The 18,330-nt window shown below is 70.7% G+C and carries 16 protein-coding genes; 4 read left to right on the top strand and 12 right to left on the bottom strand.

From position 1 onward, the window contains the following. Positions 1–7: 7 nt before the first annotated feature. The 6 genes from ACI3KX_RS07895 to ACI3KX_RS07870 form a co-directional block, all read right to left on the bottom strand. Positions 8–2,794 (bottom strand): family 78 glycoside hydrolase catalytic domain, encoded by a 2,787-nt coding sequence (locus tag ACI3KX_RS07895; protein WP_404909308.1) that lies wholly within the window; start codon positions 2,792–2,794, stop codon positions 8–10. Positions 2,795–2,980: 186 nt separating this feature from the next. Further along, on the bottom strand, positions 2,981–3,868 hold the full coding sequence (locus ACI3KX_RS07890; RefSeq protein WP_404909307.1) for a fumarylacetoacetate hydrolase family protein: 888 nt from the start codon (positions 3,866–3,868) through the stop codon (positions 2,981–2,983). A 10-nt stretch (positions 3,869–3,878) separates the two neighbouring features. Then, entirely contained in the window at positions 3,879–4,754 is an 876-nt protein-coding gene (locus ACI3KX_RS07885; RefSeq protein ID WP_404909306.1) for a fumarylacetoacetate hydrolase family protein, read from the bottom strand. A 68-nt stretch (positions 4,755–4,822) separates the two neighbouring features. Next, positions 4,823–5,608: an SDR family NAD(P)-dependent oxidoreductase gene (locus ACI3KX_RS07880; protein ID WP_404909305.1), complete on the bottom strand. Its 786-nt coding sequence runs from the start codon at positions 5,606–5,608 to the stop codon at positions 4,823–4,825. A gap of 49 nt (positions 5,609–5,657) precedes the next feature. Further along, positions 5,658–6,419: an SDR family NAD(P)-dependent oxidoreductase gene (locus ACI3KX_RS07875; protein WP_404909304.1), complete on the bottom strand. Its 762-nt coding sequence runs from the start codon at positions 6,417–6,419 to the stop codon at positions 5,658–5,660. After that, entirely contained in the window at positions 6,416–7,330 is a 915-nt protein-coding gene (locus ACI3KX_RS07870) for an alpha/beta hydrolase fold domain-containing protein (RefSeq protein WP_363355314.1), read from the bottom strand. Before ACI3KX_RS07870 ends, ACI3KX_RS07875 begins: the two co-directional genes overlap by 4 nt. Before the next feature lie 92 nt (positions 7,331–7,422). On the opposite strand from ACI3KX_RS07870, the gene ACI3KX_RS07865 reads away from it, so the two are divergent. Together ACI3KX_RS07865 and ACI3KX_RS07860 are read left to right on the top strand one after the other, a co-directional pair. Continuing rightward, positions 7,423–7,980, top strand: a complete 558-nt coding sequence (locus ACI3KX_RS07865) for a carboxymuconolactone decarboxylase family protein (protein ID WP_363355316.1) — start codon at positions 7,423–7,425, stop codon at positions 7,978–7,980. Positions 7,981–8,019: 39 nt separating this feature from the next. Continuing rightward, complete coding sequence (locus ACI3KX_RS07860) at positions 8,020–8,832, top strand: IclR family transcriptional regulator (RefSeq protein ID WP_363355318.1); 813 nt, start codon at positions 8,020–8,022, stop codon at positions 8,830–8,832. A gap of 11 nt (positions 8,833–8,843) precedes the next feature. On the opposite strand, the gene ACI3KX_RS07855 is transcribed toward ACI3KX_RS07860, so the two are convergent. Both ACI3KX_RS07855 and ACI3KX_RS07850 read right to left on the bottom strand, forming a co-directional pair. Further along, on the bottom strand, positions 8,844–9,629 hold the full coding sequence (locus ACI3KX_RS07855; RefSeq protein ID WP_404909303.1) for an alpha/beta hydrolase fold domain-containing protein: 786 nt from the start codon (positions 9,627–9,629) through the stop codon (positions 8,844–8,846). Positions 9,630–9,636: 7 nt separating this feature from the next. After that, a complete protein-coding gene (locus tag ACI3KX_RS07850; RefSeq protein WP_404909302.1) occupies positions 9,637–10,182 on the bottom strand; it encodes a quercetin 2,3-dioxygenase in 546 nt (181 codons plus the stop codon). 156 nt (positions 10,183–10,338) lie between these two features. On the opposite strand from ACI3KX_RS07850, the gene ACI3KX_RS07845 reads away from it, so the two are divergent. After that, positions 10,339–11,250: a LysR family transcriptional regulator gene (locus ACI3KX_RS07845; RefSeq protein ID WP_363355324.1), complete on the top strand. Its 912-nt coding sequence runs from the start codon at positions 10,339–10,341 to the stop codon at positions 11,248–11,250. A 45-nt stretch (positions 11,251–11,295) separates the two neighbouring features. Here ACI3KX_RS07845 and ACI3KX_RS07840 read toward each other — a convergent pair whose 3' ends face one another. The 4 genes from ACI3KX_RS07840 to ACI3KX_RS07825 are packed head-to-tail and all read right to left on the bottom strand — an operon-like array spanning position 11,296 to position 16,822. After that, the gene (locus ACI3KX_RS07840) at positions 11,296–12,153 is read right to left on the bottom strand and encodes an ATP-binding cassette domain-containing protein (protein WP_404909301.1); all 858 of its coding nucleotides are present in this window, start codon (positions 12,151–12,153) and stop codon (positions 11,296–11,298) included. Next, entirely contained in the window at positions 12,150–14,258 is a 2,109-nt protein-coding gene (locus tag ACI3KX_RS07835) for a dipeptide/oligopeptide/nickel ABC transporter permease/ATP-binding protein (RefSeq protein ID WP_404909300.1), read from the bottom strand. The genes ACI3KX_RS07840 and ACI3KX_RS07835 overlap by 4 nt, the downstream gene beginning before the upstream one ends. Beyond that, positions 14,255–15,196: an ABC transporter permease gene (locus tag ACI3KX_RS07830; RefSeq protein WP_404909299.1), complete on the bottom strand. Its 942-nt coding sequence runs from the start codon at positions 15,194–15,196 to the stop codon at positions 14,255–14,257. Before ACI3KX_RS07830 ends, ACI3KX_RS07835 begins: the two co-directional genes overlap by 4 nt. Positions 15,197–15,253: 57 nt before the next feature. Further along, positions 15,254–16,822, bottom strand: a complete 1,569-nt coding sequence (locus ACI3KX_RS07825; RefSeq protein ID WP_404909297.1) for an ABC transporter substrate-binding protein — start codon at positions 16,820–16,822, stop codon at positions 15,254–15,256. A gap of 235 nt (positions 16,823–17,057) precedes the next feature. On the opposite strand from ACI3KX_RS07825, the gene ACI3KX_RS07820 reads away from it, so the two are divergent. Continuing rightward, positions 17,058–18,302 carry a glycoside hydrolase family 1 protein gene (locus tag ACI3KX_RS07820; protein ID WP_404909295.1) on the top strand — a complete coding sequence of 415 codons (1,245 nt, stop codon included), beginning with the start codon at positions 17,058–17,060 and terminating at the stop codon, positions 18,300–18,302. The last annotated feature ends 28 nt before the right edge of the window (positions 18,303–18,330 follow it).

Below are 18,330 nucleotides of genomic sequence, written 5' to 3'. Positions count from 1 at the left end.
GGCGGCGTCACCGTCCGCCGAGCCCGATCACGTGGGTGCTGCGCCCCGACTCGAGCGCGACTATGTGACCGCCGACGACGAGATGCGCTGCCACCCCGAACGGCACGTCGACGGTGACGGTGACGGTGACGGTGACCACGATCCCTCCGCTCGCCGCCCCCGCTGCCCCTCCAGCCGCGCCAGCCGCGCCCGCCGTGCGCGTCCACTCCGCGCCCAGCCGCCCGAACGGCGTGCCGACATGGGCGCGCACCGCGTCGACGCCCGCATCGAAATCGGGCTCGACCACCGCGGTGCGGTAGCCGGGCGAGGTGGAGCGGATGCCGACGACCCGGCGGTACAGCCAGTCGTCGACGCTGCCCGGCGCGTAGTGGTTGAAAGACATGGGCCGGATCTCGCCGTCCGGCGAGATCGCATCCCACGCCTCCCAGATCGTCGTCGCGCCGCGGTCGACCTCGTAGAGCCATGACGGCATCTCGGACTGCCACAGCAGCGTCCGCGCGATGTCGGAGTATCCGTTGTCGCACAGCACGTCGAGCAGGTACGGCGTGGAGAGGAACCCGGTGTCGAGCCGGTTCCCCCGCTCGCGGATGAGCTCCACGAGCCGCGCCGCCGTACGGGCACGTAGCTCGGGCGGGACCATGTCGAAGGCGAGCGCGAGGACGTACACCCCCTGCAGACGCACCGGGAGGTCGCCGTCGACATCGACGTACTCGGCGGCGAAGGCCGCGCGCACCTCGGCCGCCCGCGCGGCGCAGGCTGCGGCATCGGCGTCCCGCCCGAGAACCGCCGCCACCTGCGCGGCGAGCGTCAGCGTCCGCGCCTGGAACATCGGCGCGAGGTACTCGCTCGTGAGCGCGGGGGCGATGCCGATGGCCTCGTGCGTCGGGCGGCCTTCCATCGTGCTCGGGGTCAGCCAGTCGCCGAAATGCAGGCCGGTGTTGTAGAGCAGCGACTGCGCGCGCCGGCGCTCGTCCGCCAGATCGGTGCCGGCGAGCGACTCGGGCAGCTCCGCCGCGGCGGTCGTGCGCTGGAACTCGATCCACCGCAGCATCGCGTCGTAGTTCTCCTCGAGCACGCGGCGGTCGCCGGTGCGCTCATAGAGGGTCCACGGCACGATCGCGATGGCGTCGCTCCAGCCGGCCGCGGCGACGATCGAGCCGATGCCCTGCGCCGCGGCCGCCGCCTCCGCGTCGAACGGCGAGCGCGGCGAGAAGATCGGGATCCGCCCGTCGGGCAGCTGATCGGCGCGCAGGTTGTCGAGCCAGCGCGAGAGGAACGGAACGACCTGCGCGTTGTCGGTCGCGGTGCCGACGAATGCCTGGATGTCTCCGGTCCACCCGGCCCGTTCCCGCTGCGGGCAGTCGGTGGGCACCGAGAGGAAGTTGCCGCGCTGACTCCACACCACGTTCTCGTGCAGGCGGTTCAGGCGGAGATCGGATGACGCGAAGGAGCCGGTCTGCTCCAGATCGCTGGCCAGCACCACGGCGACGACGTCCTCGGCGACGAGCGTGGACGCCAGTCCGCTGATCCTCGCGTACCGGAAGCCGTGGAACGTGAACTCCGGCTCCCACTCTTCGGTGCCCTCTCGACCGCCTTCGCCGAGGCCGCCCGCGGCGACGTAGACATCGGTCTGCTCCTTGTTGATGCCGACGATGTTCGCGAACCAGGAGCCGTCGGCGGCGAGCGTCTCGGTGTGCTCGAGCACGATCTCCTGCCCGGGCGCCGTGTCGCGCAGCCGCACCCGCAGCCGTCCGACCAGCACCTGACCGAAGTCCACGATCGTGCCGTCCGCGGTCTCGACCAGTGCGACGGGCGCCACCTCGAGCACGCGGCCAATGGGCTCGCCGCGGAAGGGCACGAGAAGCCGGTGGTCGGCGCCGGCCTCGGCCACCGGCATCCATTCGCCGTCGTCGAATCCGGGACTGCGCCATCCCACCGGCTCGGCGCGGCGGTCGAACCGCTCGCCGACGAACAGGTCGGCGTACGCCCAGGGCCCGGTCGCACTGCGCACGTCGGAGCCGGATGCCACGACCTGCGTCGTACCGTCGGCGTAGTCGATGTGCAGCTGCCAGATCGCCGACGTGCGGGAACCGAACTGCGCGCTCGAGCCGGTGAGACCGATGCGGCCGGCCCACCAGCCGTCGGCCAGCGCAATGCCGAGCACGTTGTCGCCCTCGGTCAGGGCCGCCGTCACATCGGACGACGAGAACGAGATGCGGTGCTCGTAGCTGTCGAAGCCCGGCGCGAGGACGTGATCATCGGCGCGGCGGCCGTTGACGAACGCCGAGTACACGCCGCGAGCGGTGGCGAACAGCCGCGCACGCACCACGCCGGGGCCGACCTCGAACCGCTGGCGCAGCAGCTGCGGCGGCCGCAGCCGCTCCTCGGGCGGCGCCTCGGGGCCGAGCCCTCGGACCCAGTCCACGATGCTCCACCGTTCGACGACGGCCTGCTGCTGCGCGGGTTCGACCCATGCCGCCGACCAGTCAGCGGGATCCAGGAGCGACATCTCGAACGTCGACGCCGCCCACTCCGACCACTCGCCCTCGGACGACCTGCTGCGCACCCGCCATCGGCAGGCGCTGTTCGAGGCGAGCCGCTCCCCCGCGTAGGCGACGAGTCCGCCGTTCGGGCCGTTCACCGGACCGCTCGCCCAGATGACGCGTCCGCCGGTGGACACCTCCAGCTCGAAGGCGTCCTGGACGTGGTCGACGAGCCACGAGAATCGGGGCTCTCGGGCACCGACGCCGATCGGCGCGTGCAGGTACTCGACGCGCAGGTCGTACGGGGTCATGGTTCCTCGCAAGGTGTCGGGCGCCTCGACAGGCTCGAACGGCCGGGCGGTGGGGGGCGCTTCGACCAGCTCCGGTCGTTGAGCGAGGGAGCGCCAGCGACCGAGACGAAACGCAGTACACGAGGTCGTTCGTGCGATCGAGGCGTTTCGTCTCGCTCGTTCCTCGCTCGCTCAACGACCGGGGGCTCAGCTCAGCGACCGGGATCCCGAGGCACTGAACCGCGTGGTGAGCGTGCCGATGCCCTCGATCTGGCTCACCAGCACGTCGTCGGGCGTGAGGAACCGCGGCGGTGTGCGGCGGTTGCCGATGCCGGCCGGCGTGCCCGAGAAGATGATGTCGCCGGGCAGCAGTGGGCAGACGGCCGAGAGCCGTACGAGCAGCTCGGGCACGTCGTAGAGCATCATCGACGTCCGAGAGGACTGCATCGTCTCGTCCGACAGGCGGCACGAGATGGCGAGGTCGTCGCGCTCGGCGAACTCGTCGGGGGTCACCAGCCACGGCCCGGTCGGCCCGAAGCCGGGGAACGACTTGCCGAGACTGAACTGCGGCGCCGAACCCTGCAGCTGGGTGATGCGCTCCGAGAGATCCTGGCCGATGGTCAGCCCGGCGACGTGATCCCAGGCGCTCTCGCGATCGACCTTGTGCGCCCCGCGCCCGATGACGACGACGAGCTCGACCTCCCAGTCCACGTTGCCCTCGGGCAGTTCTACCGCGGCATCCTGCCCGACGATCGACGACGGGAACTTGGTGAAGGTGACGGGCAGCGCGTCCGGCGGGTAGCCCGCCTCGGCGGCGTGCTCGGCGTAGTTCAGGCCGATCGCGAACACCTGCCGCGGGCGCGGCACGGGCGCGCCGAGCGCGGCTTCGTCGAAGAAGACGGATGCCGGGACCCCGGCATCCGCCGTCACCGTCGACGCCCACCGGGCGAACGCCGGCCAGTCGTCGAACAGCGCCTGGGGATCGGGGCCGAAGCGTCCCCCGGATGCCGTGGCGACGTCGATCGCGGCCACTCGCCCTGAGCTCGTCGAAGGGACGACGATGACGGCACGGCCGGCGAGGTTCGCGATCTTCACCGGACGACCCTCACCAGTCGACCCGCTGCGGCGCGGGCTCGCCGTAGCGGTCCTCCCAGCTGATCACCCGGTTGCGGAGAGTGCCGATGCCGGTGATCTCGGCCTCGATCTCGTCACCGGGCTTGAGGTAGAAGTCGAACGGATTCGGCTGCACGGCGGCGACGCCCGAGATGGTGCCGGTCGTGATGAGGTCGCCGGCGGTGTAGGTCTGCGGCGAGTGGTACGCCACCAGGTGCGGGAACTTGATGCGGGTCTGGTTGGTGTTGCCCTGCTGACGCACTTCGCCGTTCACCCGCAGCTGCATCGGCAGCTCGTGCATGTCGGGCACCTCGTCGCGCGTGACGATCCACGGGCCGATGGGGCAGAAGGTGTCGATGGCCTTCGAGAACGAGAAGACGCCGGACTCCATCTCCTTGCGCTGGATGTCGCGCGCGGAGATGTCGTTGAACACCGTGAAGCCCGCGATGTAGTCGTCGGCCTCGTCGGGGCCGAAGAACTTGCCCGACTTGCCGATCACGATCGCCAGCTCGAGCTCGTAGTCCATCTCCTTGGTCAGGTGATCGGGGTACACGATGTCGTCGTCCGGGCCGATGATCGCGTCGACGTTCTGGAAGAACACGATGCCCTTGTGCACCGGGTGCGACCAGTCCACGGCGGTCAGCTCGTTGTGGTGGTCGGCGAAGTTGCCGGCGGTGTGGAAGAACTTCTTCGGGCGGATGGGGGCCTCGAGCTTCACGTCGGCGAAGGCGAGACGCTCGCCGGTCTCGGTGACGTTGCCGCCGCGCTCGAAGTACTCGCGGGTCGAGGGCACGTCGAGCTCGATGACGACGCCCTCCTCGAGTTCCAGACGGCCCACGCGGCCGCCGTCGAAGGTGATGAGCTTCATTGTTCTTGTCTCCTTGGTTCTTGCGTTTCGTCTCGCTGGCGCTCGCTCAACGACCGAGCGGTCCGGGCTCAGGCGCCGACCATGTTGAATCCGCCGTCGGCGAGCATGTAGCCGCCGGTCAGATGGGCTGCCTCGTCGGTCGCGAGCCACAGGCAGGCGCCGGTGACGAACTCGGGCGGCGGGATGACGCCCATCGGCGTCTGCGAGAGCAGCACCTCGCGGCGGCCGTTCTTCCAGTCCTCGCGGTTCAGCAGCCGCTCGGTCTCCATGAATCCCGGCGCGAAGGTGTTGACGCGCACCGCGGGGGCGAACGCCTTGGCGTAGGACTTCGTGATGCCGAGGATGGCGTACTTCGCGGCCGCGTACTGCGGTGCGCGCGCGGAGCCCCGCACGATCACGGTCGAGCCGACCTGGACGATGTTGCCGTGCCCCTGGTGCAACATCCGCTCGCCGAACTCGTGGGTCATGAGGAGCGTCCCCTTGACGTCGATGTCGATGACCGCGTCGAGGGCCTCCTGCGTGAGCTCGTCCCAGTTCATCTGCTCGCTCGAGACGTCGCCGACGTTGTTCACGAGGACGTCGAGAGTCCCGAAGGCCGCCCACACCTCGTCGGCCATGCGCTTGATCTGGTCCCACGAGCCGATGTCGGCCTGGACGAGGATGCCGTCGCTGCCCGCCTCGCGGATGCGCTGCAGCGTCGCCTCGGCCCCCGCCTTCGACGAGCGGTAGTGCACGGCGACCTTCGCGCCCTCCTGTGCGGCGCGGACGGCGATCTCGGCGCCGAAGCCGGTGCCGGCGCCGGTGACGAGCACGGTCTTGCCGGCGAAGCGCGGAAAGATCTGCGGGTCGGTCATTGGTGTCTCCTTCGTTCCGTCCCTCGATGTGCTCGGGGACCGGCAGTTGTCAGACGAGCGTGCGTCCGCCGTCGATGTACATGACATGGCCGGTGACGAATCCGGCATGACGTGAGGACAGGAAGAGCGCCGGACCGGTGAGCTCGTCCGGCGTGCCGAGCCGGCCGGCGGGGACGAGGCTCTCCAGCTCCTCGCGCTTGCCGGGCTTGGACAGGTGACCCGCGGTGAGCGGCGTCTCGATGTACCCGGGGGCGAGCGCGTTGACGGTGACCCCTGCAGACGCCCACTCGCGCGCCATGACGCGCAGCAGCTGGTTGATGCCGCCCTTGGACGCGGCGTACGGACCGTGCGAGTGGTGCGCGAGGAGCCCCGAGACGCTCGACAGCGCGAGCACGCGACCGTGCCCCTGGCCGACCATGTGCCGCCCCGCGGCCTGGGCGAGCCCGAACAGCGACGAGAGGTTCACGCGGAGGATGTGGTCCCACTCGTCCTCGGTGAACTCGAGGATCGGGCGGCGGTCGTTGACCCCGACGGCGTGCAGCAGCACATCGAGCCCACCGAGCCGTTCGACGACGTCGGCCACCACGCGCTCCCCCGCGCCGTGCTCGGTGAGATCCGCCTGGATCAGCTCGAAGCGCGAGCCGGTCGCCGCGAGCTCCGCGCCGATCGCGTCGAGCGCGGGCTGATCCCGGTCGACGACGGCGACGGATGCCCCGGCACCCGCATACGCGAGCGCACACGCCCCGCCGATGCCGCCGCCTCCCGCGACGAGCACGCGCGATCCGGCGAGCCCGAGCCAGTCGTGGTTCATGCGTTCGCCCCGGCGGCGCGCTCGTTCAGGAAGCGCGAGATGCGGTCGGCGGTGCGTGCGGCGGTGACGTCGCCGACCACGTTCAGGTATCCGTGGATCGCGCCGCGCTCCTTGACGTACTCGACGTCGACGCCGCTGCGGGCGAGATCCCCGACGTACGCCTCGGCCGACGGTCGCAGCTCGTCGCCCTCGCTGGCCACGATGAGCGCCGGCGCCGCTCCGCGCACATCGTGCCCGCCGGGGAACGCGTAGAGCTCGTCGGGCGACGCGCCGCCGAGGTAGTTCGCGTTGATCGCGCGCGTCGCCTCCGGCGGGAACCGCAGCGCGGGCGGCTGCTGCGCGAGGATCGCCGCAAGCTCGTCGTCCGCCTCGGGGAGCACCGCGTGCAGCACCGGGTACACGAGCACCTGCGCCAGCAGACCCGCGCCGCCCCGGTCGCGCAGCCGCAGTGCCGCGCCGGCTGCGAGATTGCCTCCGGCGCTCGCACCGCCGATGGCCACGGCATCCGCCCGCCCGCCGAACTCCGCCGCATGAGCGCGCGCCCATTCGAACGCGGCGACGGCCTGGAGCGACGCGACCGGATACGGCGCCCGTGCCCGGTCGCCACCGAACGACGCGATGAGCTCTTCGGGGGACGGCATCCCCTCGACCGGTTCGGGCGCGGGCAGCGCCGCGATCGCATCGGTCGGGGCGAGCGTGTAGTCCAGCGAGACGACGGTCGTACCGCGGCGGGCGAGCTGCCTCGCCGTCTCGTCGGCCTCGGGCATGTCGATGTCGCCGAACATGAAGGCGCCGCCGTGGAGCCAGACGAGCACGGTGCCGTCGGGCTGCGGAGCGGGATAGACGCGCAGGCGGAAGTCGTGCTCCGCCGCGGTGAGTTCGACGTCCGTGACGGGAAGGGTGTCGGCCATGACACTTCTCTCAGGTGAGTTCATTGAATGAAAGTGAGTTTCGTCTACCGAATGTATGCTGATCCGAGCGGTCCGTCAAATGAAGGAGCCCGATGACCGAGCGCCTGCCCCCGTTCCCACCCGACGCCCTTGCCGGCGCGCAGCGCGACCTGTACGACGCCATCACCGGCGGGCCGCGCGCCCAGGGCCCGCAGCACTTCGCGCTGACGCGCGCCGACGGCTCGCTGCGCGGTCCCTTCAACGCCTTCCTCTTGGCGCCCGAGCTCGGCGGCGCGCTGCAGGACGTCGGCGCGGCGATCCGGTACCGCGGTGCGCTCAGCTCCCGCGCCCGGGAGATCGCGATCCTGCTCGTCGCCGCACGGTGGGACAGCGAGTTCGAGCGAGAGGCGCACGAGGCCGTCGGGACCGCGGCGGGGCTCACGTCCTCCGAACTCGCCGCTCTGCGCGCCGGCGACACCACGTCGTTCGCCGGCGACGAGGCCGCCGTGGCGGCTGCCGCCCAGCAGCTGCTCGAGGGAGACCTCGACGACGACGCCTGGCACGCGGCATCCGTCGCCCTCGGCCCCGAGGTCGTGTTCGAGCTGACGGTGCTCGTCGGCTACTACGCCACGCTCGCATTGCAGCTGCGCGTCTTCCGCGTGCGCCCGTGACATTGCAGCAGCCCTGACCAGAAGATACGGTTTCACACGATGAAAGCACCGGACGAGTCGCCCGCCACCGGGGACGGCGACAAGGCCCACAGTCGCTACCGCATCGAGGCCCTCGCGAAAGGCCTCGACGTCCTGCGACTGTTCGACGAGTCGGTGACCTCGCTCAAGCTGCGCGAGATCTGCGATCGCACGGGCATCCCCATGCCGACCGCCTTCCGCGTCGTCGCGACGCTCGAAGAGGGCGGCTACCTCGAGCGCCTGCCCGACGGCAGCATCCGTCCCGGCGTCGCCGTGCTCCTTCTCGGATCCGCGGCGCTGCGCGGATCCAGCCTCGTCCAGCTCAGCGAGCAGCCGCTGCGCCACCTCGCCGAGGAGTCCGGCGAGACCGTGAACCTCGGCGTGCTCGTCGGCGACCAGGTGCTGTACCTCGCGCGACTGCGCAACTCCGATCTCGTCACCGCGAACATCCAGGTGGGCTCGACGCTGCCCGCCGCGTACACGTCGATGGGCAAGCTGCTGCTCGCCTACCTCAGCGACGCCGAGCTCGCGGCGACGCTGGCGGGCCACGATTTCGGAGCGGATGCCGGACCCAACGCCGCGGCCTCGCTCGACCAGCTGCGCGAGCGCCTCGCCGTGATCCGCGAGCAGGGCTACGCGCTGCAGGACGAGGAGGTCGCGGCCGGCCTGCGCTCGGTCTCGGTGCCCGTGTTCGGGCGCGACGCGAAACCCGCTGCTGCCATCAACATCGCCGTCGCCGCGTCGCGCCACGACCTCGCGTCGCTGCGCGGCCCGCTGCTGACCCGTCTGCGCGCGACCGCCGACGAGATCTCGCGGCTGCTGCGCGCGACCTGAGCGCACCGCCCTCACCCCGGCTGCACGCGCGCCGTGACCCGCGCGGCGAAGTCGATGGCCCGGTCGAACACCGGCCCGGTGTCGTGGAGCCCCTGCCAGAAGTGCCGGCCGCCGTCGACGGGGTGGAACTCGACGTCGGCACCGGCGGCGCGCAGTGCTCGGGCGAACGACGCGCTCTGCGCGAACGGCACGTGCTCGTCGTCGGTCCCGTGGGAGATGTGGAACGGCGGCGACCCGGCATGCACGTGGGCGATCGGACTCGCCCGGAGTGCGGCATCCGGGATCTCCGTCGCCGGAGCGCCCAGCCAACGGGCCTCCCGCGTCTCGGCCGGCGGCTCGCCGGTGTCGTGCTGCGCCAGGGCGATCAGGTCCGTCGGGCCGAACCAGTCCACGACTCCGCGCACGTCGTCGCGGCCGAGCCCCGTGAGCGCGGCCAGCGTCGCGCCTGCCGACACGCCCCACAGCACGAGGCGGGAGGCGTCGACGCCGTGCTCCGCCCCGTGCGCGTGAAGCCAGGCCAGCGCCGCCGCCACGTCGTCCAGCTGCGCCGGGAACAGCGCCTCGCCGCTCAGCCGGTACTCGCACGAGGCCACCGCGAAGCCCGCGGCCACGATCCGGTCGAACGACTCGGCGGCCCCGATCCCCGGCGTGAACACCTTGCGGCTGCCGCGGAGCCACCCGCCGCCGTGCAGGAACACGACGATGGGGGCGTCCGCGGCCGAGGGAGTCCGCAGATCGAGCGACAGCGGACGGAACCCGGGCGGCTGGGCGAAGTCGATCTCGAGGATCGTGGACATGGCGCGGTCAGTCGCGGAACCGGAACTCGGGCATGAAGATCGTCGCGTACTTCTCCCCCGCCGCGCGCATCACCGAGAAGTCGGGCACGAAGATGCCCTGCGGCTCGGTCGCGTCGGTCTTCTGCCCGATGGCGTGGAAGAACCGCTCGAAGCCCGCGCTGCCCGCGCCGAACACGGTCGTGGTGTTCTCGATCTTGAAGGCGTGGACGATCCCCGCCGGGACGTAGGCGAAGTCGCCGGTCGTCAGCGTGGTCTTGGAGTGGTAGCCGGCCTGGTCGTCCATCCACACCGAGATCTCGCCGTCCACGACGTAGAAGAACTCGTGGGTCTTGAGGTGGACGTGCGCCGGGATGCGGTCGCCCTGACGCGCCTTCATCGTCCACGCTCCGAACTGGTCGTCGGTCTCGTCGCCCGACAGCAGGATCTCGAACAGCTGGTCGAAGACGAGGGACTTCTCGCCCTGGCCCTCGCCGAGGACGAACGGACGGGGCCCCGCGGGCAGGACACCGGTGAAGGCGACCTTGTCGGGGTCGTCGACGGGGAAAAGAGTCATGCTTACCTCCTCGTAAAGCAGTGCGTGCCGTTAGGCAGCCGGAACTGTCGGGCCATTCCGATCGGGTGTTCCGGACCTCTCCAGTCTCAGCAGGATGCCGGGAGGAAGGAAGTTCGACATCCCTACCCGGCGTTAGCCACAGGCTAAGATCCGAGCATGGATGTGCCTATCCACGTGATCCGGTACTTCTGCGTGCTCGCCGAGGAGCTGCACTTCGGCCGGGCCGCGGAGCGCCTCAGCATCACGCCGCCGTCGCTCAGCCAGCAGATCAGTCGCCTCGAGCAGCAGCTCGGCGTGAAGCTGTTCGACCGGAGCCCCCGCAAGGTCGAGCTGACACCCTACGGCCGGGACCTCCTGCCCCTCGCCCGGCGCGTGCAGGACGACCACGACCAGCTGCTCAGCTGGGCTCGTTCGGTGAAGCGGGATCGAGACGCGCCGGTGCTTCGGGTGGGCGTCGTCGCAGCCGGCGCCGGCACCCTCACGACCGCCGCCATCGCCGCGACCATGCAGGCTATCCCGCAGGCGAGGATCGAGATGCGGCGCCTGGGGTTCTTCGACGTCGCCGAGGATCTCGAAGGCGGACGCGTGGACGTGGTCTTCGCCCCGTGGCCGATGCACCTGCCGCCGCGCGTGCGCGCCGAGCCCCTCTGGCGCGAGGCGCGCGTCCTCGTGGTCCGCTCGGATCACCCGCTGGCGCAGCGGGAGTCGCTGTCGATCCTGGAGACGGGCGACGAGGTGTTCGTCTCCGTCGCGAAGGGCGTGCCCGAAGTCGTGGACTGGTGGATCGTGGATCCTCGCCCGGACGGCACGCGCCCCCGACGTGGACCGACGGCCGACAGCGTCGAAGGCCTGCTCGAACTCGTCGCGGCGGGCGCCGGCGTCAACATCGCGGGCGAATCGGCCAGCCGTCACTACCGGCGCGAGGAGCTGGCGTTCATCCCGATCCACGACATCGAACCGGCGACGATCGTGCTCTGCAGCCTCACCGACAGCCTCAACCCCATGGTCGACACCTTCCGCGAGACCGCGCAGGCGCTCTCACCACTCGTCGACGCGACCTTCCACTGACCGGCACTCGGGCTGCAGGCCGGCGCCCAGTCCGGTCACCTCCCCTCAGGCGGCCGAGGCGGCGGAGGCCTTGAGCTCGCGCCACGCCTCCCGGCGGCGCGCCTGCTCGTCAGGATCGGGAACCGGCGACGCCGCCATGAGCACGCGCGTGTAGTGCTCGCGCGGGTTGCGCATCACCTCCAGCGTCGGCCCCTCCTCCACGACGCGGCCGCGGTTGAGCACCACCACCCGCTGGGCGAGGAATTCGACGACGGCCATGTCGTGCGCGATGAAGAGATAGCCGAGGTCCTTGCCTGCCCGCAGGTCGGCGAGGAGGTTCAGCACCTGCGCCTGCGTGGACAGGTCGAGCGCGCTGACGGCCTCGTCGCACACCACGAGCCGCGGGTCGGTGACGAGCGCCCGCGCGATCGCGATGCGCTGACGCTGCCCGCCGGAGAACTGGCGCGGGTACCGCGCTTCCGATCCCGGCGCGAGGCCGACGGCGTCGAGCACCTGCTGCACGCGCTGGTCCCGTTCCGCGCGCGGCACACCCGCCACGCGCAACGGCTCGATGATGGCGTCGCCGATCGGACGCCGCGGGTTGAGCGACGAGAACGGATCCTGGAACACGGCCCGTAGGTCGCCCTGGAGGGCACGGCGCTGCGAGGCGCCGAGGCTCGTGATGTCGCGACCCTCGAACAGGATCCGGCCGCTCGTGACCGGCTGGAGGCCGAGGATGGCGCGGCCGATGGTGGTCTTGCCGGACCCCGACTCGCCGACGAGGCCGAGGGTCTCGCCGCGTGCGATCGTGAACGACACGTCGTCCACGGCGGCCAGGCCCTTCCTGCCGTAGCGGACGACGAGGTTGCGCACCTCGAGAAGCGGGGCGCCGACGGCGTCCCCTCGGTCCTGCACGGTGCTCACAGGTCTCCTCCTCCGACGGCGACGGGCTGTCGCCATTCCTCCTGGCGTCCGAGGACCTCGTCGCGCCGGACGCAGCGCACGCCGCCCTCGCCCTCGGCACGCGGCAGCAGCGGGATCGCCGTCATGCACTCGTCGCGGGCGAAGCGGCAGCGCTGGGCGAACCGGCATCCGGTCGTCCACGAACCCGGCAGCGGAACCTGGCCCGGGATCGATGCCAGCCTCGTCGTGCCCTCGAACTCGACGATCGCGTGCGGATCCGCGGCCAGGAGCGCCATCGTGTACGGGTGCTCGGGCCGCACGAGCACGTCCCGGACGGTGCCCGTCTCGACGATCTGGCCGGCGTACATGACCGAGACGTCGTCGCAGAGGTCGGCGACGACGCCGAGGTCGTGGGTGACCAGGATGATCGACATGCCCCGCGCGGCGACGAGTCCTCGCAGCAGCGCGAGGATCTCGGCCTGGATGGTGACGTCGAGCGCCGTCGTGGGCTCGTCGGCGACGAGCAGCCGCGGCGAGCCGGCCAGGGCGAGGGCGATCGCGACGCGCTGCGCCATGCCCCCCGAGATCTGATGCGGATAGCTCTGGAGCACCCGCGGCACGTCGACGATCCCGACGTCTTCGAGGAGGCCCGCGGCGATCCGCCTCGCCTCGCGCGACGAGACTCCCCGGAGTCGCTTGACGGCGGCGCCGAGCTGCCACCCGACCGTGAACATGGGATCGAGCGCGCGACCGGGCTCCTGCGAGATGAAGGCGATGTCATGGCCGCGCACCTTGGCGAGCGTGCGCTCGTCGGCCTGGGCGAGGTCGGTCGCGCCCCACTGGATGCGGCCGGAGCGGACCGCGAGGCCGGGCGAGAGCAGGCCGAGGATCGCGTAGGACGTCACGCTCTTGCCGCATCCCGACTCGCCGACGAGGCCCATGACGCGGCCGGGCTGCACCCGCAGCGAGACGCCCGTCACGAGCGCCGGGCCACCCTCGACGCCGAGCACGAGGTCCTCGATGATGAGCTCGCCGTCGGCGGCGGCGCGGGCGGGCGGTCGGTCGGTCAGATCCGGCGCGCTGGTGCCGATGTTGTCGGCCGGCAGCGCGGCGACGACCTCGGGCAGGTCGGCGGACGTCTCGACGGGGAACAGTGCCGTCGCCTCGGCCGGGAGGGACGCCCCGGCACCCGCGGGCGACAGCGCCACGAGGTACTCGTCGTCCGACGCGGTCTTCTTCTTGCGCCGCCGGAGGGCGACCAGCGGCGGCGGCGTGGCCGCCCCGCCCGACAGCACGTCGGCGAGCGAGTTCGCCGCGATGATCGTGAGCGCCAGCACGGCGCCGGTGGGCACCATCATCCAGGGCTGCTGGAAGATGAACCGGGCGGCGGTCTGGATCATGCCGCCCCAGGTGGGCTCGGGCGGCTGCGGCCCGAGGCCGATGAACGCGAGGCCGGCCTGCATCATGATGCCGACGCCGAAGAAGAGGACGAACTGCACGATCACCGTCGTGGACATGTTCGGCAGGACATGGCGGAAGCTCGCCGCCGTCGGCCGCACGCCGTCGACCGCGGCGGCCTCGACGAACAGCTGCTTCTGCAGCGCCTTGGCCTGGCCGAAGAAGATCCGGTAGAGGGCACCGAAGAGGAGCACGCCGAGAAGCGTCATCACGAGCGGCATGTTGGTGCCGACCGCCGCGATGAACGCGAGGATGATCACCGTCCCCGGCAGCGACATCACGATCTCGCTGACGCGGTTCATCGTCGCCTCTGCGCGCGGGCTGCGCACGGCCCACAGCGTGACCGGAACGGTGATGAGCACCGCGACGATCGGCGGGATGCATCCGATCGCGAGCGTCGAGGCTGCCGCCGTCACGATGCGCGACAGCAGATCGCGGCCGAGCTCGTCGGTGCCGAGGAGGTGCGCGGCGGACGGCCCCTGCAGCACGGCCGAGAGGTCCTGCTCGAGCGGTCCGTACCGCAGCCACAACGGCGAGGTCAGCGATGCGACGACCAGCCCGATGAGCCAGACGAGGGCGAGGACGGCGGTCGGCGACCGGAACAGCCGGGTGCCGCGCCGCCGCTCGGAGCGGCGGATGGTGAGGATGGAGGTGGTCGAGACCGTCATGATGTGCGCAGTTTCGGGTCGAGGGTGCGGTTGAGGGTCTCGAGGACCACGTTGACGATGACGACGACGAGCGTCGCGACGAGCACGAGAGCCTGGACGAACGGCAGGTCGGCCGAGCCGACGGCTGACTGCATGGCCTGGCCGATGCCGGGGAGCGCGAACAGCAGCTCGATCATCACCGAGCCGCCGAACAGCACGATGAACTGGACCGCGATGGTCGCGAGGATCGGCAGGCTGGCGCTGCGCAGCGCGTGGACGTAGATGATGCGACCACTCGGGGTGCCGACCGCGCGCAGGGTGCGGATGTGCTCCTGGGCCAGCGCCTCCGCCATGGATGCGCGCGTCTGCCGCGCGATGAACCCCGCTGAGGTGATCGCGATCGTGAGCACGGGGAGCACCAGGGACTTGAACCACTTCTCGGGGCTGACCTCGAAGGGGACGAAGCCCGTGGCCGGCAGCAGTCGCAGCTGCACGGCGAAGACGTAGACGAGCAGGATGCCGACCCAGAAGGCGGGCAGCGACAGCATGACGCCGGTGAGCACCGTGATGAACCGGTCGACGGCGCCGCGGCGGACGGCGGCGATCACCCCGAGCACAATGCCCAGCACGGCGCTGAGGATCGTGCCCCCGGCGGCGAGCGCCGCCGTGACCGGCAGCCGCTTCGCGATGTCGGGCCCGATCGGGCGCCCGTCGATCAGGGACGTGCCGAGGTTGCCCTGCAGCACCTGCCCGACCCAGACGAGGTACTGCTGGATCCACGGCTCATACCAGCCGATGGACTCGTTGTAGGCGACCACCTGCTCGGGCGTGGCGGACTGACCGAGCGCCACGCCGCCGGGCGTCGAGCCCGAGAGATGGACGAGCACGAACGCGATCCACGACGCGATCAGCAGCGTGAGCAGGGCCCACGCGACGCGCTTCAGAACGAAGATGAGCATCGGAACTCCTCCTGACGGCGGTGCCGGCGGGATGAGCCCGCCGGCACCGTCATCGGATCAGGATGCGGGCTGGATCGTGGCCAGGATCGGGAACGCCTCGGCGCCCGGGAAGGTGGGCTCTGCCACCTTCGCCGTGTTGTAGGCCCACGGTGCGAGCTGCTCGAACAGCGGGATGAGCCAACCCGAGTCGACGATCGCGCGGTTGAGGTCCTTCAGCGCAGCGGCCTGGGCCTCTTCGTCGCCCGTCGCTGCACCGTAGGCACCGGCGGCCGCCTGGATCTCGGGGTTCTCCGCACCGTGGAAGTTCGCGAAGCCGAACAGCACGCCGAACACGTTGCCCAGGGGGTTGGTCCAGGTCAGCGGCAGCGGACCGCCGAGCGGCTCGGTCTGCACGACCGCGAAGATCTCCTCGGTCGAGGCCGCGTTCTTCAGCGTCATGTTCACGCCGATCGCCTCCCAGTACGGCTGCAGCGCCTCGAGGTCGCGCTGGCTGGCGGACGAGATCGTGAAGGTGAAGTCGAACCCGTCGGGGTAGCCGGCCTCGGCGAGCAGGTCCTTCGCGGCGTCGGGGTCGTACGCGTACTCCTCGTCGAGTTCGGGCAGGTACCCGGCGTTGTCGGCCGGCAGGGCGTTCGCCGTCGGCAGCTCACCGGGGTGCACGGCGTTGACGTACGCCTCGCGGTCGATCGCCATCGAGAGCGCCTGGTAGACGCGCGGGTCCGCCCACTGCGGGCCGAGGGCCCCGGCCTTGTCGAACGCGACGATGTTCTGGACGGTGCCGCCGTTCGCGACGAGCCCGATGCCGGCCGACTCGACCTGCGCCTGCGTGTCGGACGTGATGAACGCCAGATCGACCTCGCCCGAGATCGCCGCGTTCACACGCGCCTGGGGGTCGAGGATCGGACGGAACTCATAGGTGTCGAACGGGTAGTCCGCTGCGGCGTCGTGGTCGTCCTTCTTCACGAGCAGGTACGAGTTGCCCTTGACTGTCGCGTCCTCGTCGACGGTGAGCGGGCCGGAGCCGTCCGGCGTCGTGTCGAGGCTGGAACGGTCCGCGGCCCCCGTGGGGCCGACGATGGCACCCGCGGGCAGCACGAGGTTCGCCTCGAATCCGGGCTGGGCTGCGGCGAAGGTGAGCGTGACGGTGTCGTCGTCGACGACCGTGACGTCCGAGATCTCGCTCTCACCGCCGGCGGCGAACCCGCTGTAGGCCGAGAGATCGGGATTGCCGCGGGCGTCGAGGTTCTCCTTGACGAGGTCGGCGCTCAGGGCGGTGCCGTCGTCGAACGTGGCCGTGGTGTCGAGATCGAGGGTCAGCTGCGTCTGGTCGTCGTTGTACTCGAACGACGTGACGAGGTCGGGCACGACCTGACCGTCCTCATCGAGGACGAACAGCGAGTCGTAGATGCCCTCGTAGAAGAACCGCTGCCCGCTGCCGTAGCGCACGGGGTCGTAGCCGAGCGCGGCCTGATCGGAGTCGAGTGCGATGGTGAGCTTCGACGTGTCAGCCACATCTCCGCCGTCGCTGGATTCGGCAGCTCCGCTGCAGGCGGTGAGGGTGAGGGTGAGGGCGGTGGCGGCGACGGCCGCAATGACGGCGGCGCCGCGGGTGGTGTGTCGGGACATCCTGATCTCCTGTGATCGGTGTGCTGCTGCGGACTTCGGTGTCGCGGATCGCCGTCGGGTGGCGCGATCCTTGGACCAAGGCTGACCCCGGACGACCCGTTTGGCCATTCGGATTCACCTGCTTCCCGTTAGCGAACGCCTAATGTGGCGGTCATCTCCGGATCCGCACAGTGAAACATGCTTTTATTGAGTGAACAACTATGGCAAGCTGTGGATGCCGAGAAAGGACTCGCCCATGACATCGCCCGTCTTCCCCTCCGATTTCCTGTGGGGCGTCGCCACCGCCGGACACCAGAACGAGGGCGACAACGTCCACAGCGACACCTGGTTCCTCGAGAACGTGACGCCCACCGTCTTCCAGGAGCGCTCCGGCAAAGCGACGAACGGATGGGAGCTGTGGGAGTCAGACCTCGACCTCGTCGCCGGACTCGGTCTGAACGCCTACCGCTTCTCCGTCGAGTGGGCGCGCATCGAGCCTCAGGAGGGCGAGTTCTCGGACGAGGCGCTCGCGCACTACGAGGCCGTGATCGACGGATGCCTCGCCCGCGGGCTCGCGCCGATCGTGACGTTCAACCACTTCACGTCGCCGCACTGGTTCGCGGCGCGCGGCGCGTGGCTCGACCGCGAGGCGCCGGAGCTGTTCGCCCGGTACTGCGGTGTCGTCATGGACCGCTTCGGCGACCGGATCGCCCTCGCCGTCACCTTCAACGAGCCGGACCTGCCCGAGATGCTGACGTGGGCGCACCTGCCCGAGTTCGTCGCCGAACTGGAGCGTCAGACGCTCGAGGCAGCCGGGCGGGAAGCCGGCGTCGAGACCTACCGCGCCGGCAACGTGATGCTGCGCAAGGACTTCGCCGGCATGCGCGCCGGCATGACCGCCGGCCATCGGGCAGGCAAGGCCGCGATCAAGGCGCGTCGCCCCGACCTGCGCGTCGGCCTCTCGCTCGCGCTGGTCGACGACGTCGCCGGTCCGGGCGGCGAGGCGACGCGCGACCGCAAGCGTGCCGAGGTGTACGAGCACTGGCTCGAACTCGCCCAGGGCGACGACTTCGTCGGCGTGCAGAACTACGAGCGCATCGCGTACGGCCCCGAGGGACAGCTCCCGCCCGAGCCCGACGCGAGCCTCAACGGCATGGGCACCACTGTCGAACCCGATTCGCTGCGTGGTGCCGTCGAGTACGCCTACTCCGTCGCGCGCGTTCCGGTCCTCGTCAGCGAGCACGGCGTGGGCACGCCGGATGACAGCATCCGTGCCGCGTTCATCGAGCCGTCGCTGGCCGGTCTGGCACAGGCGATCGCCGGCGGCGTGCCCGTGATCGGCTACTGCCACTGGACGCTGATGGACAACTTCGAGTGGATCTTCGGCTACGGCCCGCAGCTCGGACTCCACAGCGTCGACCGCGAGAGCTTCGAACGCACCGCCAAGCCCAGCGCGGAGGTGTACCGCCGGCTCGTGGATCGGTTCCGCTCGGCGGGCTGAGCTCGCGTCGCTCCTGCGCGACGCGACC

The sequence above is a fragment of the Microbacterium sp. ZW CA_36 genome, assembly GCF_044987475.1.
In the GTDB taxonomy this organism is placed as follows: Bacteria; Actinomycetota; Actinomycetes; order Actinomycetales; family Microbacteriaceae; genus Microbacterium.
The sequence above is the reverse complement of the archived record's forward strand: the minus strand, read 5'-3'. Positions and strand labels throughout refer to the sequence as shown.